The sequence below is a fragment of the Rhizobium sp. 57MFTsu3.2 genome (assembly GCF_012932765.1).
GTDB lineage: Bacteria > Pseudomonadota > Alphaproteobacteria > Rhizobiales > Rhizobiaceae > Rhizobium > Rhizobium altiplani.
In genome coordinates this window covers 110,720-129,850 of the sequence record NZ_JDWI01000001.1, presented here as the reverse complement: position 1 = coordinate 129,850, position 19,131 = coordinate 110,720, and the positions used below count along the sequence as shown (strand labels likewise).

Annotated in this window: 19 protein-coding genes; 8 read left to right on the top strand and 11 right to left on the bottom strand. The window is 60.6% G+C overall.

Going from position 1 to position 19,131, the window contains the following annotated elements; all coding sequences use genetic code 11:
- Positions 1–76: 76 nt before the first annotated feature.
- Genes AF71_RS00635 through AF71_RS00620 form a run of 4 tightly spaced genes read right to left on the bottom strand, consistent with a single transcriptional unit; the run spans position 77 to position 4,860 of the window.
- Positions 77–2,347: an ATP-binding protein gene (locus AF71_RS00635; RefSeq protein WP_169679221.1), complete on the bottom strand. Its 2,271-nt coding sequence runs from the start codon at positions 2,345–2,347 to the stop codon at positions 77–79.
- Positions 2,348–2,403: 56 nt separating this feature from the next.
- Positions 2,404–2,907, bottom strand: coding sequence for a signal peptidase II (gene lspA, locus AF71_RS00630; protein WP_029867569.1), 504 nt, complete (start codon positions 2,905–2,907; stop codon positions 2,404–2,406).
- Entirely contained in the window at positions 2,904–3,764 is an 861-nt protein-coding gene (locus AF71_RS00625; RefSeq protein WP_026371839.1) for an RNA methyltransferase, read from the bottom strand. Before AF71_RS00625 ends, lspA begins: the two co-directional genes overlap by 4 nt.
- On the bottom strand, positions 3,754–4,860 hold the full coding sequence (locus tag AF71_RS00620; RefSeq protein WP_169679218.1) for a class I SAM-dependent methyltransferase: 1,107 nt from the start codon (positions 4,858–4,860) through the stop codon (positions 3,754–3,756). The genes AF71_RS00625 and AF71_RS00620 overlap by 11 nt, the downstream gene beginning before the upstream one ends.
- Before the next feature lie 120 nt (positions 4,861–4,980).
- Between AF71_RS00620 and AF71_RS00615 the strand changes: the two genes are divergently transcribed.
- Positions 4,981–5,433: a carbon monoxide dehydrogenase subunit G gene (locus AF71_RS00615; RefSeq protein WP_169679215.1), complete on the top strand. Its 453-nt coding sequence runs from the start codon at positions 4,981–4,983 to the stop codon at positions 5,431–5,433.
- Positions 5,434–5,478: 45 nt separating this feature from the next.
- Complete coding sequence (locus AF71_RS00610) at positions 5,479–5,934, top strand: GNAT family N-acetyltransferase (RefSeq protein WP_025658727.1); 456 nt, start codon at positions 5,479–5,481, stop codon at positions 5,932–5,934.
- Here the strand turns inward: AF71_RS00610 and AF71_RS00605 are convergent.
- From AF71_RS00605 to sppA, 4 genes are all read right to left on the bottom strand, one after another.
- Positions 5,928–6,833, bottom strand: coding sequence for a S1C family serine protease (locus AF71_RS00605; RefSeq protein WP_018857732.1), 906 nt, complete (start codon positions 6,831–6,833; stop codon positions 5,928–5,930). The genes AF71_RS00610 and AF71_RS00605 overlap by 7 nt on opposite strands.
- 157 nt (positions 6,834–6,990) lie before the next feature.
- Positions 6,991–7,323 (bottom strand): hypothetical protein, encoded by a 333-nt coding sequence (locus AF71_RS00600; protein WP_018857731.1) that lies wholly within the window; start codon positions 7,321–7,323, stop codon positions 6,991–6,993.
- 122 nt (positions 7,324–7,445) lie between these two features.
- Positions 7,446–7,745: an integration host factor subunit beta gene (locus AF71_RS00595; protein WP_003544934.1), complete on the bottom strand. Its 300-nt coding sequence runs from the start codon at positions 7,743–7,745 to the stop codon at positions 7,446–7,448.
- A 30-nt stretch (positions 7,746–7,775) separates the two neighbouring features.
- Positions 7,776–8,726: a signal peptide peptidase SppA gene (gene sppA, locus AF71_RS00590; RefSeq protein ID WP_169679212.1), complete on the bottom strand. Its 951-nt coding sequence runs from the start codon at positions 8,724–8,726 to the stop codon at positions 7,776–7,778.
- Positions 8,727–8,939: 213 nt separating this feature from the next.
- Here sppA and lptC point away from each other — a divergent pair, with 213 nt between their 5' ends.
- The 6 genes from lptC to ptsN all read left to right on the top strand — a co-directional run bounded on the left by lptC (position 8,940) and on the right by ptsN (position 14,133).
- Positions 8,940–9,605 carry an LPS export ABC transporter periplasmic protein LptC gene (gene lptC, locus AF71_RS00585; protein WP_025658730.1) on the top strand — a complete coding sequence of 222 codons (666 nt, stop codon included), beginning with the start codon at positions 8,940–8,942 and terminating at the stop codon, positions 9,603–9,605.
- A 13-nt stretch (positions 9,606–9,618) separates the two neighbouring features.
- Positions 9,619–10,239, top strand: a complete 621-nt coding sequence (locus AF71_RS00580; RefSeq protein WP_026371837.1) for an LptA/OstA family protein — start codon at positions 9,619–9,621, stop codon at positions 10,237–10,239.
- Positions 10,240–10,278: 39 nt separating this feature from the next.
- A complete protein-coding gene (lptB, locus tag AF71_RS00575) occupies positions 10,279–11,061 on the top strand; it encodes an LPS export ABC transporter ATP-binding protein (RefSeq protein ID WP_018857727.1) in 783 nt (260 codons plus the stop codon).
- Positions 11,062–11,217: 156 nt separating this feature from the next.
- Positions 11,218–12,777 carry an RNA polymerase factor sigma-54 gene (gene rpoN, locus AF71_RS00570; RefSeq protein ID WP_018857726.1) on the top strand — a complete coding sequence of 520 codons (1,560 nt, stop codon included), beginning with the start codon at positions 11,218–11,220 and terminating at the stop codon, positions 12,775–12,777.
- A 252-nt stretch (positions 12,778–13,029) separates the two neighbouring features.
- A complete protein-coding gene (gene raiA, locus AF71_RS00565; RefSeq protein WP_025658734.1) occupies positions 13,030–13,605 on the top strand; it encodes a ribosome-associated translation inhibitor RaiA in 576 nt (191 codons plus the stop codon).
- A 63-nt stretch (positions 13,606–13,668) separates the two neighbouring features.
- The gene (gene ptsN / locus AF71_RS00560) at positions 13,669–14,133 is read left to right on the top strand and encodes a PTS IIA-like nitrogen regulatory protein PtsN (protein WP_007529605.1); all 465 of its coding nucleotides are present in this window, start codon (positions 13,669–13,671) and stop codon (positions 14,131–14,133) included.
- 73 nt (positions 14,134–14,206) lie between these two features.
- Here ptsN and AF71_RS00555 read toward each other — a convergent pair whose 3' ends face one another.
- From AF71_RS00555 to AF71_RS00545, 3 genes are all read right to left on the bottom strand, one after another.
- Positions 14,207–16,546 (bottom strand): methyl-accepting chemotaxis protein, encoded by a 2,340-nt coding sequence (locus AF71_RS00555; RefSeq protein ID WP_169679209.1) that lies wholly within the window; start codon positions 16,544–16,546, stop codon positions 14,207–14,209.
- 219 nt (positions 16,547–16,765) lie between these two features.
- The gene (locus AF71_RS00550; RefSeq protein WP_018857722.1) at positions 16,766–17,665 is read right to left on the bottom strand and encodes a ribokinase; all 900 of its coding nucleotides are present in this window, start codon (positions 17,663–17,665) and stop codon (positions 16,766–16,768) included.
- Between the two features lie 48 nt (positions 17,666–17,713).
- Positions 17,714–18,940 carry a DNA recombination protein RmuC gene (locus AF71_RS00545; RefSeq protein ID WP_169679206.1) on the bottom strand — a complete coding sequence of 409 codons (1,227 nt, stop codon included), beginning with the start codon at positions 18,938–18,940 and terminating at the stop codon, positions 17,714–17,716.
- Between the last annotated feature and the right edge of the window lie 191 nt (positions 18,941–19,131).

Below are 19,131 nucleotides of genomic sequence, written 5' to 3'. Positions count from 1 at the left end.
ATAAAACACTTATATGCGACAGGAAAGTGACATCATATAGCCGCCATACGCAAGAAGCGTGCCGGTTATTTGATGGCTACCGCGCTTCCGCGCGGCGGGCCGAAAGCGCAGCAACAGCTTGGACTTCCGTCAGCAACCTTATCGGGTCAACCGGCTTTACCATGACGCGGTTTGCACCATTCAGCAAGACTTGTCTACGGGATTCATCGCGCTTGTCGGCGGTGAGCACGAGGATCGGAACAGGCGGAAGATCGAGCCGACGTTCGTGCCCGCGTAGCCGGCCAAGCATGTCGATGCCGTCGCCTCCTGGCATGGAAAGGTCGCTGATGACAATGTCAGGGCGCACGCTTCCCTCCGACAGCGCGGCGTCGAGCAGCGTCTCGAAGTGCTCGACGTGCTCGACGGTATGACCGGCTTTTTCGAGCATGGCGCGAATGAGCATCGCGTTGATCGGGTCGTCTTCCGCCAGCAGGATACGCAGCCCACTCTGGATTCCCGCTTCCGGAATGGCAACGCTGAAACCGGGCTGGTTATCGTTCAACGCATCGCGCTTCTCCATGCCGCGCATCCGTCCACGCAGCACGTCGATCAGCGATTGCTCGCGCAGCGGCCGTATCAGCCACGCGTCGAATAGGTCGAGCGGATGGGCGTTGCGCTCCTCGGGGTTGACCAGGAAGATTTTGCGCAGTCCCAGTGCCGCGATTTCGCCACGGTCGGCAAGGTGCTCGGCGAACTCCGTCGACATCCGGTGGTCGACGATGATGTCGGTTGGCCTGCGGTCGCCCGCAGCCATGGCGAGCAACATGTCATGGGCGCTCGCACCGTCGGTGACCAGGTGGCAATCGCCGCCGAGCGTTGCGATCGTCTCCGATATCGCTTTGCGCGCCGAACCGGCTGGTGCCAGCAGCAGCACGACGCTGCCTGCAAGCACGGCCTTGTGGCGACTACGGCGTTCCTCCGGAATGGCGATCGGAAAGCGGATGCTGAACTCGCTACCGGCTCCCTTTTCGCTCGTCACCGTAAGTGTGCCGCCAAATTCGCGCATGATGCGGGCGGAGATGGAGAGACCAAGCCCTGTCCCGGCGCTCTTCTCGACCAGCGTTCCGCCCTGCTCGAATTCGCCGAAGATGCGGTTTTGTTCTTCCTCGGTCATGCCGGGGCCGGTGTCGGTGACACTGATCAGCACGGTGTTCGCCTGCAGCGATGCCTGGACGAAAACGCCGCCCGCCTGCGTGAATTTCACGGCGTTGCCGATCACGTTGAACAGGACCTGACGCAGGCGCGCCGGATCGAAGCTCATCATGTCTGGAAGGTCGGAGGATACCGTTGTCCCAATCTCGATGCCCTTTTCATGGGCGCGGTGGGCCAGCATTTCGACGACGCTTTCAAGGAGTTTGCGCAGCGATTCTGCGCGGGGGCGCAATTGGAAACGACCGACCTCGATGGTCGAGAAGTCTAGGAGGTCCTCGACCAGCTGCGTCAGCGCATAGCCGGATTGGCGGATGCCCGTCAGATAGTTCTGCTGTTCCTGCGTCAGCCGTGTCTCGGTCAGCAGATGCGTCATGCCGAGGATGCCGGACAGCGGAGTGCGGATTTCATGGCTGACCGTGGCAAGCAGGCGTGATTTGGCTGCGCTGTTGTACTCGGCCTTCTGCCGGGCCTCCTCGCGGGCTTGTGCGGTCAGCCGTTCGTCGGTGATATCGCGAGCGATGCTCTGCAGCAGGAGCCGTCCGTCGGCGGGGTCGCGGGTAACGACGTCACGCCAGAAAAAGATGCGTTGGCCTTCCGGCGTCGAGATCTCCACCTCGAAGCGATGCGGTGCCGAGCCCGGTCGAAAGGCGATGCCAATCTCCTCACACGTCAGTCCCTCTGGATTGAGCCTGCCGGTCAGCCGACGAAATGCCTCGTTGGCGCCAACGATGCGCCGATCCATGTTCCGTGTGACGGTAATGTCGCCAAGCGCGTCGTGGATCTCCGCAAAGAGAGCCGCCCTCTGGCTCCATGCGGATGAAACGCCGGTGAGGTGTTTCCGCAACGGGCGTTGTCTGGTGGTTGCGAGCATCGCGAGCAGGACAACGAAGGACAGCGCGGCAACGCCGAGCCCCACCGATGGCAGCAGAGGGCCGCCCGCCTGCGCCACGACAACAAGGAGAAAGCCGCCAACAAGGCCGAGACCGCCCAACCACCAGGATAGAAGCTTGCGGCCGACGCGGCTGCGTTGGAATTGCGGTGAAACGAACTCGGCTTGATAGGCAACAATATCCGAGTCCCGCTCACCGTGGCGATGAGCGGTATGCCGCCCGAACGCGGCGGCAAGTCTGTCGTGCAATTGACCGAGACCTTGCATGCCCGCCGGAATAGCATGGCGGCGGTTCCAAATGCCTTCAGCAAACCGCTAAGATTTTAACGGTCTGCGTTTTTAGGTTGTATCAGCTCGTCCAGAATCACGCATCCCGCGCCGATCGTGATAAAACTGTCGGCCAAGTTGAAGACGGCGAACGACCATGTCTCGGTGTGAAACAGGATGTAGTCGATCACATGCCCGTAGAGGAAGCGATCGATCAGGTTCCCGAGCGCGCCGGCGATGATCAGCGCGTAGCCGAGGTGAGCGAAGGTGCGCTGCTTGTTGGTGCGGTGCCAGAGCCAGATGACGAAAGCGACGATGATGAGGCGCATGCCGACGATGAACCAGCCGTCCATGCCCGAGAGCATCGAGAAGGCGACGCCGAGATTGTAGGTTCGGTAAAGCGCCAGCATCGGGAAAAGATGCACGGGCTCCTGCAGTGGTAGGGTGTGGTCGACAACGATCTTGACGATCTGGTCGAGTGCAACGGCGATGACGATGAAGATCAGGATTGGCAGCGGCCGGGCAAGCAGCGTCGGTCGTTCTAGCGTCTGTTCGGTCATTTGGCCTCGTCGAGTGAGAGGAGGTGGCGGCGCGCCTCGAACAGCATGACGGCGCTGGCGACGGCAAGATTGAGCGAGTCGGCACGGCCCTGCTGCGGAATGCGGGCAAGCGCATCGGCTTCCTTGGCAAGATGCTCGGGCAGCCCGGACTGCTCGTTGCCCATCAGGATCACCACCGGCTTCTTCTTGTAGTCGATGGTACGGTAGTCAACTGACCCTGCCAGATGCGTAGCAACGACGGAAGCTCCAGCGTGCTTCTTCCAGGCAATGAATTCTTCCGCCGTGGCGCGTGCAACGGGAACGGCAAACACCGAGCCCATGGTGGCGCGCACCGTTTCGAGCGAGAAGGGATCGGTCGTCTCGCCGACAAGGATGACGCCAGAGGCGCCGGCAGCGTCGGCTGTGCGGATGATCGTGCCGAGGTTGCCGGGATCGCGCACGCGATCGAGGGCGATCCAGGTTTCACCCGGCCTTGGGTGGATCTCGCGCAATGGCTTCCAGCGGCTTTCGAAGATGCCGACCACCATCTGCGGATTGTCGCGACGGGTGATCGAGGAAATCACCTTCTCGCTGACCTCGAGCACCAGCCCACCGGAGGCGACCGTCTTTGCCGCCATCTGCTCGACCAGCGGCTTGCCCTTGGCCGCTTTGGCATAGACAAGCGTGCGGATCGTCCAGCCGAGTTCGATCGCGTCGATGACCAGCTTCAAGCCTTCGGCCATGAAGGTGCCGCTCTGCTCGCGGGTCTTCTTGTCGCTGAGCGCCTTAATGTCCTTGATGATCGGATTGGCGAGCGAGGTAACCTCTTTCACGTGCCCGACCTTATGCGGGCCGTGGCCCCTGTGTTCATGGCTCATTTGGGTACCAACGGGAGAAGAGTGAGGTGGAGAGTGCGCGGCCCGGCGCCTTGCCGTCCAGCCCGGCCTCGCGAAGGACGAGCTCGCCGGATTCGACGACACCGCCGGCCCCGCGCATGGTCTCGCGCATCAGTTCATGGATCGAATAGAAGCTGGCCCGGATCGAATAGGCCGTCAACACAAGTCCAACCGCCTTCGGAGACAGGATTTCACGGCAGATATCGAGCATCAGCGGCAGGTGCGCGAAAAGATGCCAAACCTCGCCGTTCGGGCCGCGGCCGAAACTCGGCGGATCAGTGAGGATGATGTCGTAGGTGTTGCCGCGGCGTTCTTCCCGCAGGATGAATTTCATCGCGTCTTCGCAGATCCAGCGGATCGGCGCCTTCTCCAGCCGGCTCATCGCCTGGTTTTCGCGCGCCCAGCCGATCGCCTTCTTGGAAGCATCGACATGCGTAACCTCGGCGCCGGCAGCGGCGGCAACCAGGGAGGCAACACCGGTGTAGCCAAAGAGGTTCAGAACCTTCAATGGCCGCTTGGCGGCCTCGACCTGTTGCTTCATCCAGGTCCAGTGGGCGATCTGCTCGGGAAAGACGCCGACGTGGCGGAAAGAGGTGAAGCGGCCGAGGTAATCCACGCCGAGCAGATTGAGCGGCCAGGTCTCGCCGAGCGCTTCCTTGGGAAAGCGCCAGCGCCCGGTGCCTTCCTCGTCCGTATCGCCGGTGAAGACGGCATCGACCTTTTCCCAGGTTTGCTTTGGCAAGGACGGTTGCCAGAGCGCCTGGCCCTCCGGGCGCACGATCCGGTAGGGGCCGTATTGCTCCAGCTTCTCGCCGTTGCCGCTGTCGATCAGATGGAAGTCGCCTGCGCCAAGGGATTCAAGGATGACGGGCACGCGTTCAGCCGGACGCTCGCCAGTCCGCACCATCAGCGGCCGGTCGATTGCCGTAGGCACGGAGGCAGGTTCGCGCACCCTTTCACGGGCCGGCGCCGGCTTCGCTGCGGGCTTTGCCGGGCGCGGGCCTCGATCGTCGGCGCGGCGTCCGCCGGAGGGGCCGGCGGCGGGTTTCTGGCCTGGCCGGCGTTCTTTTTGTCTCAACGTAATCTTCCGCGTGCTTCAATTCGATAGAGCCCGTGCAAATAGCATTCCGTTTCATCTTGGCAAAGCGCTTTCGGGCTGTGATAAATTGAGCCACATCGAAAAGGGGAGGATTTTCGGATGGACTTGACCGGCGAAGAACGGATTGCCGCACCCCGGGATGTCGTATGGGCGGCACTCAATGATCCCGAGATATTGAAGCAGTGCATTCCGGGGTGTCAGAACCTGGAGATGAAGTCCCCGACGGAGCTCACGGCAGTGGTGAAGGTCAAGATCGGTCCGGTTTCGGCGACGTTCAACGGCGAGGTCTTGCTCTCCAACATTCAGGCGCCGGAAAGTTACACGATCTCGGGTGAAGGTAAGGGCGGTATTGCCGGCTTTGCCAAGGGCGGCGCTGATGTCGTATTGAAGGATGAGGGCGGGGAGACGGTCCTGCAGTATGAAGCAAAGGCCCAGGTTGGTGGCAAGATTGCCCAACTCGGCGCGCGGTTGATCGACTCAACCTCCGCTAAGCTGGCGCAGCAGTTCTTCTCCAGCTTCAACGCCGCCGTCAGTGCCAAAGCCGCAGAATAAGGGTCGGAATTGACAGATTTCTCCATTCAGACGACGTCACCATCCGTGAAGTGGACCATCAGATCGCCACTTCAATCGGAGTTGGAAAGGCTGGCCGACATATATCTGGCCGTCCGCCGCGAAACATTCACATGGGTCGATCCGGCCAGCTTCCGCCACGAGGATTTCAGCGTCCACACACAGGGCGAAGACCTATGGATTGCAGAAGCGCCGAACGGTGAGACCGCGGGCTTCATGACCCTGTGGCCGCCGGACGATTTCATTCACATGCTTTATATCAGCAAGTCCTGGCAAGGGCAGGGGGCGGGCGCCGCCTTGCTCGCTACGCTGCCGAACTGGCCGCTCAGGAAGTATCGGCTGAAATGCCTGGTCAAGAATGAGCGTGCGAACGCCTTCTATCGATCCAAGGGGTTCATCGTCACGGGATCCGGCTCATCGGCGGAAGGCGACTACGAAGAGATGAGTTTCTACCCAGCCGCCCGGGATGCGCAGGCCTATTGAAGCTGCGGCTTCTTCAGGAAAGCATTGCGATCGGCGGACCTGATGCGCAGCCACGCCTCGCGTCCATTGCGCACCACCCGCATCGGGATTTCCGCGCCGGCTGGGCCGCTGCTCCAGACCTTGCGATAGAAATCGGCAAGTCCATCTACCTCGCCGTCGCGGATCTCGGAAATGATGTCGCCTCGGCGCAGGCCGGCCTCGTCCGCAGGACTTCCGTCGGCGACGCTCATAACGATCACATCGCCGTTGCTTTCTGCGGAGAACGCGCCGAGCCATGGACGCGGTGGCTTGTTGACGCGGCCCTGGGTCATCAGGTCGTCCAGAATTGGCGGAAGCAGATTGATCGGCACGATCATGTTGATATCTACGGCGTCGCCGCCCTGACTCATCTGCAGCCGCAGTGACCCGATGCCAAGCAGCTTGCCGTCGCCATTAATGAGTGCCGCGCCTCCCCAGGAGGGATGCGCAGGCGTGGTGAAGATCGCCTCATCAAGCAGATATTCCCAATAACCCGCGAATTCCTGCTTTGCCACGATCCTGGCTTCCACGAACTGGCCGATTCCATCCGCCAGCACGACGGGATCACCGAGGTTAGCGCCGATGTCGTCGCCGAATTCCAATGCCGGCAGGCCGAGGTCACCCAGTGCTTGAAGCAGGCCGAACCCGGTCTCCTGATCGTAGGCGAGAGGATGGGCCGCGACAACGCGCCCGTCTAGCGTGGTCAGCCAGACTTCCTCGGCCTCGGTGATCAGGTAGCCGATGGTGAGGACCAGTCCGGATGGCTTGATGACGACACCACTTCCCTCCCGGCGCGTGCCGAGTGTGCCGGCCGTAAAGGCATCATCAGGAATTGAGGAGCGAACGGCCACGACTGACCGCAGGATTTCGTCGATATTCATGGTCTCATCCTCGCAAGGCAGGGCTCGTATGCCGCGAAACGACTGTGCCTAGCAGATGTGCAGTGGGTCGCATTTTATATAGCTATGAAGCCGGATCTATGGCTGCAAGTGGTTGCATAGCTGAATTTCGGCCCGCTGTCCGCCCTTGGCGTGCGCGTCACCTCGACGGCAGATGGCCCGCAATTTCCTCGGCGTGGGTTTTGTGGCGGTCCGCCTCGGCCTGCCAGCGAACGGCCGCTTTCGCTTCGGTTCGCGCGCGCTTGCGGTATTTGCCCTGATTGAGCCAGGTGGCTGCCGAGCCGACCAGCATGCCGATGATCAGCGTGATGAAAAGAAACACGAAGAACGGCGCTGACAAGGAAAGGACTTGGTCGTCCGGCCGAAACGGGTTGAAGGCGAGCGTCACCACCTGCCTGTTGGCGACGCAGAAGATGATCAAAATGATTCCGAGTGGTAAAAAAATCAAAAGGTTGGTGATCTTCTTCGCCATGCTCGGCCTCCGTATATCAACGCCCGTCGACTTTGACGCAGCGCTTTGATCTGGTCAGCAGGATAGTGGGCCGAGAGCCAAGTTCAAGTGCGGGCTTGCCGCAGGCTGCATCAGGGAGAGGATCAATCCTCTTCGTCGGCCTGTCCCGGGTTGAGGCGCTCACGCAGCTCCTTGCCGGTCTTGAAGAAGGGAACCCACTTCTCCTCGACGAAAACGGTATCGCCGGTACGCGGGTTGCGGCCGGAGCGGGACGGGCGGTTCTTCACCGAGAAGGCGCCGAAGCCGCGCAACTCGACGCGATTGCCGGCCGCGAGCGCGTCGGTTATCTCATCGAGAACCGCGTTGACGATATTCTCGACGTCACGATGATAAAGATGCGGGTTGCGGGCTGCAACGATCTGCACCAGTTCGGACTTGATCACTTTCGTCCCCCTTAAATTATTGATTTCTTATCAATCATTGCCAACCTGCCAAACTGAAAGGAGCCCGTCAAGGAGCAACTTCTGCGGCAGGATTCCGCCGAGGTCACTCGCCTTGGCAAGATCGTCATAACCAAGCAGCGTGAGGATATGAGACGCGCTGTCCGCGAGCAGGAAAGCTGTGTTTCTTCTCTTGTCCCAATCGACCTCAGGTAGGTTCTTGCTGACCTTGCGCGTCTCAAGGTAGGCCCTGATCTCGTCATTTCCGCCGATCTGGTCGATCAGCTTGACCTTGAGCGCCTGACGGCCGGTGAATATCGAGCCGTCCGCAAGCTTCTGGACCTCATCATGCGGCAGCTTGCGCCGCTCGGCGACGAGATCGACGAACCAGCCGTAGCTGTCGAGAATCATGTTGTTGATCATGGCCTTGGCCTCTTCGCTCGCCGGATGGAATGGCGACGGTTCGGCCTTCAAGGGCGACGATTTGATTTCTTCCATCGAAACGCCGATCTTGTCGAGCAGCGGCCTGATCTGCGGATACTGGAAGATCACCCCGATCGAGCCGGTGATCGAGCTGTCGCCGGCAATAATCATGTCGCCGGCGGTCGCGATCATGTAGCCGGCGGAAGCGGCCAGCGTGCGCACGTCGGATACGACAGGCTTCTTGGCGGCAATGGCACGGATTGCCTTGAATATCCGCTCTCCGCCATAAGTCGTGCCCCCGGGTGAGGAAATCGAGACGATGACGGCCTTCACCGCATCGCTCTTTTCGATTTTCTTCAGCCGCTCCAGCAACTCGTCATCATCGGTGATCAGCCCGGAAATGGTCACATGGGCGACGTGCGGCCGACTGGTCGCGATATCGCCGATGAGTGCCCAGTAAGCAGCGTAACCCAATAGCACGAGCAGCAGCACCGCGACGACGCGCCAGAAACCGACCTTGCGGCGAAGCCTGCGGCGATCGGCGATCATGGAACTGTCCATACATTCCTCCAGGGGGGTGGGGAGCACGCGTGATCCCGCAAATCTAGGGCTCCTGCGCCGTTCGGACACGTAGATTTTGCACGCGTCGGCGCCTTTGTTGCTTGTTGCAGAAAAAAATCCATATTGGCAAGTCAGTGTAATAATGCGAAACGAACTGTGATCGAGCGCGAGAATGCTTATATACGCTGCTCCATCACCTACACGGACCAGGTTATGCTCAATACTTTGAACACCACGGGACAGGCTGACTATGTGACGCCGGAGCGAAGCGCCTATGTCGCTGCGCGCTTCCATTCGGCACGGGTGCGCCGCCTGAAGGTCATTCTTCCGATCGCGGCCGTTGTGGTGTCGCTGATCTTCATTGGTGTATCCGTGATCCGCACCTACCTGCCGGAGAACATCAAGATCGAGGGCGCCAAGATCGAGAATGGCAAGGTGGTGATGGAAAAGCCCGCCATCTCCGGCCGCAACTCGGATGGCATCAACTATTCCATGCTGGCGGAACGCGCGCTTCAGGATATCAAGAATCCCAACCTGATGACGCTTGAGAATATCAAGGCGGCCGTCCCGATGAAGGACGATCTGATCGCCCGCGTCGAGGCGACGGCCGCAGATTACGATCGTGCGACCGACAATCTCGATGTCAAATCTCCCTTTGCCATCCTTTTGAGCAATGGGCTGACGGCCAACTTCCAGAGCGCCAAGGTCGACATCAAGGGCGGGAAGCTCACCAGCGAGGATCCCGTAAGCATTCAGAAAGATGGTGCCTCTATTGTTGCGCAGTCGGTCAAGATGACGGATAAGGGGCAGACGATCACATTCGAGGGAAATGTACGCATGAACGTCGATCCCTCAGCTATTCACAAACAGGGCACTTAACAGCCGGGTCACCATGACAAACGCTTGTCGCATTTCTACCCGCAAGGCGGGAGCAGTATTTCTGAGTGGCGCGGTTGCGCTGCTTGTGTTGACCGGAGGCGCCCTGGCGCAGGCAACAACCAGTCAGATGGATGGGCTGAAGCTCAGCAGTGACGAACCGATCCAGATCGAGAGCGACAAGCTGGAGATCCACGATAAGGAGCACACGGCCGATTTCACTGGCAATGTGAAGGTCGTGCAGGGCAAGACGACGCTGCAAGCCGGCCACATGACGGTCTACTACAAGCCGAAGGCCGGCGACGCGAACGCGCCTGCCGCCGACGCCAAGGCCGCCGACACCAAGAATGCTTCGGCATCGATTTCATCCGGAAACGCCGATATCGATCACATCGTGGTGACGGACAAGGTGTACCTGACCTCGGGCACGCAGACAGCTACCGCCGACAACGGTTCGTTCGACATGGCCAAGCAGCTTTTCATCCTCAAGGGTGACAGGGTCGTCCTCACCGATGGGCCCAACGTCTTTACGGGTTGCCAGCTGACCGTGCACATGGAGACGGGACAGGCACAGCTGGAGAGCTGCGGGGGGCGCGTCCAGATTCAGCTTGATCCGAAATCGCAGAAACAGAACTGACCCCGGCCGTACCACGTGAAGTTATTCTCGCTATCGACCATGTTCGGCAGGTCCGGGCAGCAAGCTGCTGAAGCCCCCGCCGGCGACAAAAGCCGTTACCAGGGCACGCTGATTGCGCGCGGTCTGACCAAGACCTATAGCACCCGCCGTGTCGTGAACGGCGTGTCGCTGGTCGTTCGACGCGGCGAGGCCGTTGGCCTGCTGGGTCCGAACGGCGCCGGCAAGACAACCTGCTTCTATATGATCACCGGGCTTGTGCCCGTTGATGAAGGTACGATCGAGATCGACGGCAACGAAGTCACGACGATGCCGATGTACCGTCGCTCGCGGCTGGGCGTCGGATATCTGCCGCAGGAAGCGTCGATCTTTCGGGGGTTGACCGTCGAAGAGAATATTCGCGCCGTCCTGGAAGTGCACATCAACGACAAGGCTGCGCGCGAGAAGAAGCTCGACGAACTGCTCGATGAGTTTCACATTCGCAAGCTGCGCAAGAGCGCCGCCGTGTCGCTTTCCGGTGGCGAGCGTCGCCGCCTCGAAATTGCCCGCGCGCTGGCGACCGATCCGACCTTCATGCTCCTCGATGAGCCGTTTGCGGGCGTTGATCCGATCTCCGTCGCCGACATTCAGCATCTTGTGCATCATCTGACGGCGCGCGGCATCGGCGTGCTGATCACCGACCACAATGTGCGCGAGACGTTGGGCCTGATCGACCGCGCCTATATCATCCATGCCGGCGAAGTGCTGACGCACGGTCGTGCCAACGACATCGTCAACAACCCGGAAGTGCGGCGCCTTTACCTCGGCGATAATTTCAGCCTCTGACGCGCTCTCGCGCCGCGGAAATTCACCTTCTGTGACAGTTCCGCTTGACCAAATAGAATAAAAAAGCAATTTTTGGGCCAACTTGGATTTCCGTGGCCTGAGCCCGTGGCAGGACGCGGTTTCCCGGAGGAGACGAACGGGAGTTTCGCGTCCGCTATGGCACTGTCGGCCAATCTTTTCCTGCGCCAGAACCAGTCGCTGGTGATGACACCGCAACTGATGCAGTCCATCCAGTTGCTGCAGATGACGCATTTCGAGCTGACGCAGTTTATTGCCCAGGAAGTCGAAAAGAACCCGCTGCTCGAGATTCCGTCAAATGATGCGGAATCGGGCAGCGAGCGCGGGGGCGCGGAGGACGAGGCCTACGCGCATCAGGCTGAAGACCCCTCCGACGACGGCTACGATAGCCGAACCGAGGTCTTGTCGGGCGATTGGTACGAGAGTGGCAACAGCGGTGGGGCAAGCCGCCTCAGCGACGAACTCGACGCCAATTATGCCAACGTGTTTCCCGATGACGGCGTCCCGCAGCGCGCCGATGCTCCGGAGCTGATCAGCCAGTGGAAGTCGATGCCCGGCAGCGGCGAAGGGGCGGAGAGTTACGATCTCGATGATTTCGTTGCCGGTCAAATCTCGCTTCGCGATCATCTTGCCCAGCAGTTGCCCTTTGTCCTGCCCGATATGGCCGATCGCCTGATCGCTCAACATCTCGTCGATCAGCTGGATGAGGCAGGCTATCTCCAGGGCGATGCGACGGAAGCAGCCGACAGGCTGGGCGCAGGTGTCGACGATGTCGAGCGTGTAATCGCCGCCTTGCAGGCGCTCGATCCGCCCGGTGTATTCGCCCGCAATCTGGCGGAGTGCCTGGCGATCCAGCTTCGGCAGAAAGACCGCTTTGACCCTGCCATGCAGGCGCTGGTCAGCAATCTCGAGCTCCTGGCCCGGCGTGACTTCGCGACGCTGAAGCGGCTGTGTGGCGTGGACGAGGAAGATCTGCTCGACATGCTGGGCGAGATCCGGCAGCTCAATCCCAAGCCAGGTGCCGGCTTCGAAACCGGAATGTCGGAAGCGATCATGCCTGATGTCGTCGTGCGGGCAGGCTCCGACGGCGGCTGGCTGATCGAGCTCAATCCCGACACATTGCCGCGCGTTCTGGTCAACCAGGCGTATTTTTCAAAAGTCACCAAGAGTGGTGAGGATCACGCGTTTCTGTCGGAATGCCTGCAGACCGCCAACTGGCTGACCCGGAGCCTCGACCAGCGCGCCAAGACGATCATGAAGGTGGCGAGTGAGATCGTTCGGCAGCAGGACGCCTTCCTGATGCATGGGGTCGATCACCTGCGGCCGCTCAACCTCAAGACGGTGGCCGACGCCATCAAGATGCACGAATCCACCGTCAGCCGCGTCACATCCAACAAGTACATGCTGACGCCGCGGGGGCTCTTCGAGCTCAAGTATTTCTTCAGCGTTTCGATCAGCGCCGTCGAAGGCGGTGACAGCCATTCGGCCGAGGCCGTACGCCACAAGATCCGGACGCTGATTTCGCAGGAAAGCCCGGAATCCGTGCTTTCCGACGACGATATCGTGGTTATTCTCAAGAAGGGCGGCATCGACCTGGCCCGTCGCACGGTGGCTAAATACCGGGAAGCGATGAACATCGCATCCTCGGTCCAGCGCCGGCGGGAGAAGCGCGCTTTGGCCAAGGTTGCGGGTTTTTGATTGCTGCCTGGAGCTACCGATACGTGTATTTATAAATTCTAATTCATGCATCTGTTGACATTTTGGTAACTTCTGGCTAGAAGCGCGCCGCAATTGGCGCTGTGGACAGCGTTGGAAGTTATCCCCATCATCCTCAGGGCGCCTGAAGCCGGCAACTTCGGCCGATCTTGCTCGGGATCGCGCGAAGTGCTTGGATGAGGGTGAGCCTTGGCGTAAACTGGTACCCGCAAACACTGTAAGAAGGGAAACTCCATGAGTGTGCGTGTATCCGGTAAACATATGGAAATTGGTGACTCGTTCCGTCAGCGGATCGAGGACCAAATCGGTGTCGCCGTCACGAAATACTTCGACGGAGGGTATTCTGGTCAAGTGATCGTGCATAAGGCCAACGCCCGTTTTTCCGCCGACTGCAAGCTTCATCTCGATAGCGGAGTTGTATTGCATGCCGCCGGAGAGGCGATGGACCCGCAGTTGGCCTTCGATGCCGCTTCCGAGCGGATCGAGAAGCGCCTTCGCCGCTACAAGCGCAAGCTGAAGGATCACTACGCCGGAAATCACCAGAATGGTTCTGCGGAAGTTGCCTACACCGTCATGGATGGCATGTCGGACCACGAAGACGAGATCCCGGATGACTTCGCGCCGGCGATCGTCGCCGAAAGCACCAAGCAACTAAAAACAATGTCTGTCGCGACCGCCGTGATGGCGCTCGACATGACGGATGAGCCGCTGCTGCTATTCCGCAGTCCAGGCAAGGAACAACTGAACATCGTTTATCGTCGGCACGACGGTAACATTGGCTGGATCGATGCAGCCAGTATCAAAAGCTGAGATCAAGGCGAAGGGCGGCAGTTAGGCTGCCGCTCTCCTCTCTTGGCGCAGAAGGAAAATAAAATGGCTTTGGCAGATTTGCTGCAGCAAAATGCGATCATTCCCGCCCTTAGGGTAAATTCCAAGAAACAGCTCCTCCAGGAATTGGCTGCAAAGGCGTCGAAAGTCACAGGGCTTTCGGAGCGGGAAATTTTCGATGTTGTCCTGCAGCGCGAACGCCTTGGCTCGACCGGCGTCGGTAACGGGATCGCTATTCCGCACGGTAAGTTGGCAAGCGTCCATTCCATCGTCGGCATCTTCGCGCGTCTCGATCAGCCCGTCGATTTCGAGGCCCTGGACGATCAACCCGTGGATCTGGTGTTCCTGCTCCTCGCACCGGAAGGCGCTGGCGCTGATCACCTCAAGGCCCTCTCGCGCATCGCCCGCGTGCTGCGCGACCACGATCTCGTCGCCAAGCTGCGTGCGACCGACTCCGCCTCGGCGATCTATGCGTTCCTCAATGAGGAGCAGACCTCGAACGCAGCCTGAGCATTCAACATGCCAGTAAAAAAGGCGCCTGATTGCTCAGGCGCCTTTCTTCATTCAAGCCGTCGAGTTCGGCTTAGAACTCTTCCCAGTTGTCCTGAGCGAGCGCTGCCGAGCCCTGAGTCTGCGGAACTGCGCGGCGCGGTGCCGGTGCTGCAGCTTGGCGATACGTCGGTGCAGCAGTCGGCGCGCGCATCTGCTGAGCCGTCGAGCGTAGTGCGGAAGCGTGGCTCATGCCGGATACGCGGAAGCGTGTCACGAGTTGCTTCAGCGTCTGGGCCTCGTCGTTCAGCGTGATGCTGGCTGCCGTCGTCTCCTCGACCATGGCTGCGTTCTGCTGGGTAACCTGGTCCATCTGGTTCATGGCCTGGTTGATCTCCTTCAGTCCGATCGCCTGTTCACTGGCCGATGCGGAGATCTGGCGGATAAGGCCGTTGATGCCCATGACCTGCTCGGAGATCTTATGCAGCGTATCGCCGGCGCGGCCGACCAGATCGACGCCTTCCTTGACCTGTACGGCCGAAGTGTTGATGAGCGTCTTGATCTCCTTGGCGGCGTTCGCGGAACGCTGGGCCAGCTCGCGGACTTCCTGCGCGACGACGGCAAAGCCCTTGCCGGCTTCGCCGGCGCGTGCGGCTTCAACGCCGGCATTCAGGGCCAGCAGGTTGGTCTGGAAGGCGATCTCGTCGATGACGCCGATGATGCGCGAGACCTCGGTGGAGGACTGCTCGATGCCCTGCATCGAAGCAATTGCCTTGCGCACCACTTCGCCTGACTTTTCGGCATCCTCGCAGGCGAGGTTGACGTTATCAGCCGCCGTGCGGGCGTTGTCGGCGCTGGAGTTGACCTGTGCGGTGAGCTCGTTGAGCGCGGCTGCCGTTTCTTCCAGGCTTGCTGCCTGCTGTTCCGTACGCTTGGCGAGGTCGGAGGCGCTGCCGCTGATTTCGCTTGTACCGGAGCCGATGTTCACGACGCTGAGGTTCATCGTGTTGATGGTTTCCTCGAGGCTTTCGAGAGCCGCGTTGAAGTCCTGCTTCAGCTTGGCGTATTCGCCCGGGAAGTCCTCGGTGATGCGATGGCCGAGGTTGCCCTGGGACAATTCGGACAGGCCGGAGCCGACGATCGACACGATATGACGCTGCAGCGTGATCGACTGATGCCGCTCGGCTTCCGAGCGGCCACGCTCGGTTTCGGCTGCATCGCGCTGGTTGTTTGCCTCGGCCTCAAGACGCTGCGTGTCGGCGAGTGCGAAGCGGAAGCCCTCAAGAGCCTTGGCCACGGCGCCGATCTCGTCAGCGCGATCCTGACCGGCTACCGGCTGCTCGTACTTGCCGTCGCTGAGTGCCTTGACGCTGGCGACGAGACCGCCGATCGGACGCTGGACGAGGGAACGGACGGCTAGGTAGAGGGCAATCATGACGGCTGCGAGCACGAGAATGCCGGCGACAACCATCATGGAGGTTTGATCTTGAACAGGCGCGTTGATGGCCGAGTGCGGGACGTCGACGAGGATGACCCAGGTCGTGTTCACGTCGGGCAGGGCAAAGGGATAGACGACGCGGTCGAAGGGCTCGTAGCTATCGTAGCTCAGGTCCTTGACGACGGCTGGCTGTAGCGTCGAAAGCGCGCTCTTCACGGCATCTGTGCCTTCGCCGTCATAGTCCTTCATGGAAAGCTCGGGAATCGGCGAGACAATCCATTTGCCGGTCTGCGAGAGCAGCGTAACGCGGCCAGAGCCGAAGGGGTGGAGCGTCGAAAGCTTATCGCGGAGCGATTTGAGGGAGATGTCGACGCCGCTGACGCCGATCATCTTGCCACCCGAGAACACCGGATAGGCAATGGACGTCATCGCGGTATTCTCGCCGGTCGTCGTCTCGGCATAAGGCGGCGACAGCGCGCCCTTCTTGCTTTCTGCGGCGAGCGCGTACCAGGCAGCCTTATAGTCGGAATCGAAGGTGGAGAAGCTGAAGCCGCCGTCCTTGCTCTTCGTCCAGTACGGGTTGAATGTGCCATCCTTGGCTGCGCCGAATTCGGCCTTGCCGGCCATGGACGGCGACTGGCCGTCGAAGGCGTTCGGCTCTTCGGCAAACCAGCTGCCGAAGGCAAGCTGGTTGCGCTCGACGTTTGCCTTCAGCATGTCCAGAACGGCCTTGCGGTCGAGATATTTGCCCTCCTGACCATGACCGATCGTGCCGGCCATCGAGCGCGCGGCCCCTGCCAGCTCGCCGACGGATGAGGCAACCTCGTTGGCGATAGCCTTCGCCTCGAGATTAGCTTGGTCCATGGTGAGGGTCCGCACGCGGTTGCGCGTCTCGCCGATGAGGAAGAAGTTGGAAATGAGGAGGACGAGGGCGATGGCAACGCCCGTAATGAGGATAAGCTTGGCTGCAAGCGATTTCATGCGAAAGATGAACATGGATTCCTCGGGAAGCAAGGATGTGCCGTACGGGGCATTCATCGGCACAGGGACGAAGGCGTCGCCCCCTCATGGAGCAGCCGTGACAGAAGCCGACCCCTTGGCGAAGGCCGGCGATGGCTGGAACATCGCCGGAAACCTATTAAATTTGAATGAAATCTAATGAAAACAGACGCTGCATACGGCAAACCGCCCCGATATGTCGCGGGGCGAATTGCCCTATAGCTCGTTTGCGACTTCGGCGCTTGATGGGATCGATGGCTGAGCGCCTTGCTTGAGGCAGGCGAGCGATCCTGCGACGGCGGCCCGCCGCAGCGATGCCTCGAAATCTAGGCCTTCGTCCAGGCTCGCGGCGAAATAGCCGCAGAACGTGTCGCCGGCACCGACCGTATCGACAGGCTCGATCTTCAATCCCTTCGCACGGGAGATGACGCCGTCGCGGATTGCGATGACGCCGTCTGCGCCGAGCGTCACGATCAGGGTTTGCCCCGTCTCCGCATTGAGTCGTTTCAGCGCGGCCTCGCGATCCGCCGTGCCCATGTTTTCCTGGCCGGCAAGACGCTCGAACTCGGTCTCGTTCGCGATCACGATGTCGGCAAGGCGGCCGAGGCGTGGAGCGTCTTCGATCAGTGGGGCCAGGTTGAGGATGGACGTGACGCTCTTGGCGCGCGCCGCGGCCAGCGCCCGCTCGACGGCCGGAACGGGCACCTCGAGCTGCAGCATCAGGATGTCGCCCTCCTTCATCGCGTCGATCGCGACGTCGGCATCGGCCGGCGTCATCGTGCCGTTTGCGCCAGGCACAACGGCAATCATGTTCTCGCCGTCACCGCCGACGAGGATCAGTGCGGTTCCGGTCGGCTCGTCGACCTGCTTGACGGTTTCAAGTCCAGTGCCGGCGTCCTTCAAGAGAGCAACCGCCGGCTCCGCAAAGGCGTCGCGTCCGACGGCTCCCGCCATGTGAACGGTTCGGCCGGCGCGTCGCGCCGCAAGTGCCTGATTGGCGCCCTTGCCGCCTGCTGCCGTTGAGAAGCCGTTGCCGGCAACCGTTTCGCCGGGCTTCGGCAAGCGCGCGGTGGTGGCGATGAGGTCCATGTTGATGGAGCCGAAGACTGTGATCATGAGTGTCCCGTCCAATGCTTTTCTTGAGCGCGACACTGCCTGAAGGGCTTACTCGTCGTCAACCACTCTGAGCTTCAGAAGCCCGCTGCGGCTGTCGACGGATTTTGGCGCGCCATCACCGTCCCGCGCCGCGGCCTTGCTGTTGTCGCCGCCCTCGAACTCCAGAGCTTCGATTTTCGCGCCGCGCTTGGTGAGCTTATCGGTGGAGGTGAGGATCTGGTCGACATCTCTTTGCGTCATGGAAAAATGGCTCTGCAGCTTGCGAACACGCTCGTCGAGACGGCCGAGATCGTCCATCAGGTTCGCGACTTCGCCCTGGATGACGTGTGCCTGGGCCCGCATCCGCTGATCTTTCAGGACTGCCTGAATAACCTGGATGGAGAGCATCAGCAGCGAAGGCGACACGATGACGATGCGCGACCGGTGCGCCTTCTGCACGATCGCTTCGAAATTCTCGTGGATCTCCGCGAAGATCGATTCCGACGGCACGAACATGAAGGCCGTGTCCTGCGTCTCGCCCTGGATCAGATATTTCTCGGAGATATCGCGGATGTGCGTTTCCATGTCGCGGCGGAACTGCTGCGAGGCGACCTTGGCTCCGTCAGGTCCGCCGGCGTCCCGGATCGCGTTCCAGGCTTCAAGCGGGAACTTCGCGTCGACCACCAGCGGTGGTGCGCCGTTGGGCATGCGAATGGTGCAGTCCGGGCGCGAGCCATTGGAAAGCGTCTGTTGGAAGGCATAGGCCCCCATCGGAAGGCCGTCGGCGACAATCGTCTCCATGCGCGATTGGCCGAAAGCGCCGCGTGTCTGCTTGTTGGAGAGGATCGCCTGCAAACCGACGACATCTTTCGCCAGTGTCTGGATGTTGTTCTGGGCGGCATCGATGACGGCGAGACGCTCCTGCAGCCGCTGCAGGTTCTCGTGCGTCGATTTGGTCTGCTCGCTGATCGTCGAACTGACGCGCTGCGACATACCATCGAGACGCTGGTTGATCGCCTGGTTGAGCTCGGACTGCCTCGAGCCGAACACTTCGGCCATTGTCGACATGCGCCCGTGCATTTCCGCCTGGATTTTCAGAAGTTCGGCCATTCGAGCATCCGTCTCGGCGGCACGGAGGCTCGCTACCTCGGCCTGCTCGCGCCGCACCTGCCCGCTGCGGACGAGAAGGAGGATCAGCAACAAGACCAGAGCCGCGATCGCGCCTCCGACGAGCGCCAGCGTGGCAGGACTGATACGGGAAAGGGCGAGGAGAAACGACTCAGAGCTGGTGTTCATTTCGCCACCATAACAAACTCGTGTGGGATGGCTAGATCAAAACGTGAACAACTCGCAAGCCTTCCCAAAGGATTGGCTCGTAGAGGGAACAAACGACAGTTGACAAATCTCAAGTTCATTTAACCTTTGCTCAACCATATTGCGTAAAAGGTCAGGTCAAATTCCCTTTTGCATCAATTACAAAGCAGAGA

Bases quoted from the DNA above. Each gene is read 5' to 3' on its own strand.
- AF71_RS00600 (WP_018857731.1), bottom strand. From the start codon at position 7,323: ATGGCGAAGAAGATCACCAACCTTTTGATTTTTTTACCACTCGGAATC.
- AF71_RS00555 (WP_169679209.1), bottom strand. From the start codon at position 16,546: ATGTTCATCTTTCGCATGAAATCGCTTGCAGCCAAGCTTATCCTCATT.
- AF71_RS00625 (WP_026371839.1), bottom strand. From the start codon at position 3,764: ATGAGCCATGAACACAGGGGCCACGGCCCGCATAAGGTCGGGCACGTG.
- AF71_RS00580 (WP_026371837.1), top strand. From the start codon at position 9,619: ATGACAAACGCTTGTCGCATTTCTACCCGCAAGGCGGGAGCAGTATTT.
- ptsN (WP_007529605.1), top strand. From the start codon at position 13,669: ATGGCTTTGGCAGATTTGCTGCAGCAAAATGCGATCATTCCCGCCCTT.
- AF71_RS00605 (WP_018857732.1), bottom strand. From the start codon at position 6,833: ATGAATATCGACGAAATCCTGCGGTCAGTCGTGGCCGTTCGCTCCTCA.
- lspA (WP_029867569.1), bottom strand. From the start codon at position 2,907: ATGACCGAACAGACGCTAGAACGACCGACGCTGCTTGCCCGGCCGCTG.
- AF71_RS00615 (WP_169679215.1), top strand. From the start codon at position 4,981: ATGGACTTGACCGGCGAAGAACGGATTGCCGCACCCCGGGATGTCGTA.
- raiA (WP_025658734.1), top strand. From the start codon at position 13,030: ATGAGTGTGCGTGTATCCGGTAAACATATGGAAATTGGTGACTCGTTC.
- lptB (WP_018857727.1), top strand. From the start codon at position 10,279: ATGTTCGGCAGGTCCGGGCAGCAAGCTGCTGAAGCCCCCGCCGGCGAC.
- AF71_RS00545 (WP_169679206.1), bottom strand. From the start codon at position 18,940: ATGAACACCAGCTCTGAGTCGTTTCTCCTCGCCCTTTCCCGTATCAGT.
- AF71_RS00550 (WP_018857722.1), bottom strand. From the start codon at position 17,665: ATGATCACAGTCTTCGGCTCCATCAACATGGACCTCATCGCCACCACC.
- AF71_RS00635 (WP_169679221.1), bottom strand. From the start codon at position 2,347: ATGCAAGGTCTCGGTCAATTGCACGACAGACTTGCCGCCGCGTTCGGG.
- lptC (WP_025658730.1), top strand. From the start codon at position 8,940: ATGCTCAATACTTTGAACACCACGGGACAGGCTGACTATGTGACGCCG.
- rpoN (WP_018857726.1), top strand. From the start codon at position 11,218: ATGGCACTGTCGGCCAATCTTTTCCTGCGCCAGAACCAGTCGCTGGTG.
- sppA (WP_169679212.1), bottom strand. From the start codon at position 8,726: ATGGACAGTTCCATGATCGCCGATCGCCGCAGGCTTCGCCGCAAGGTC.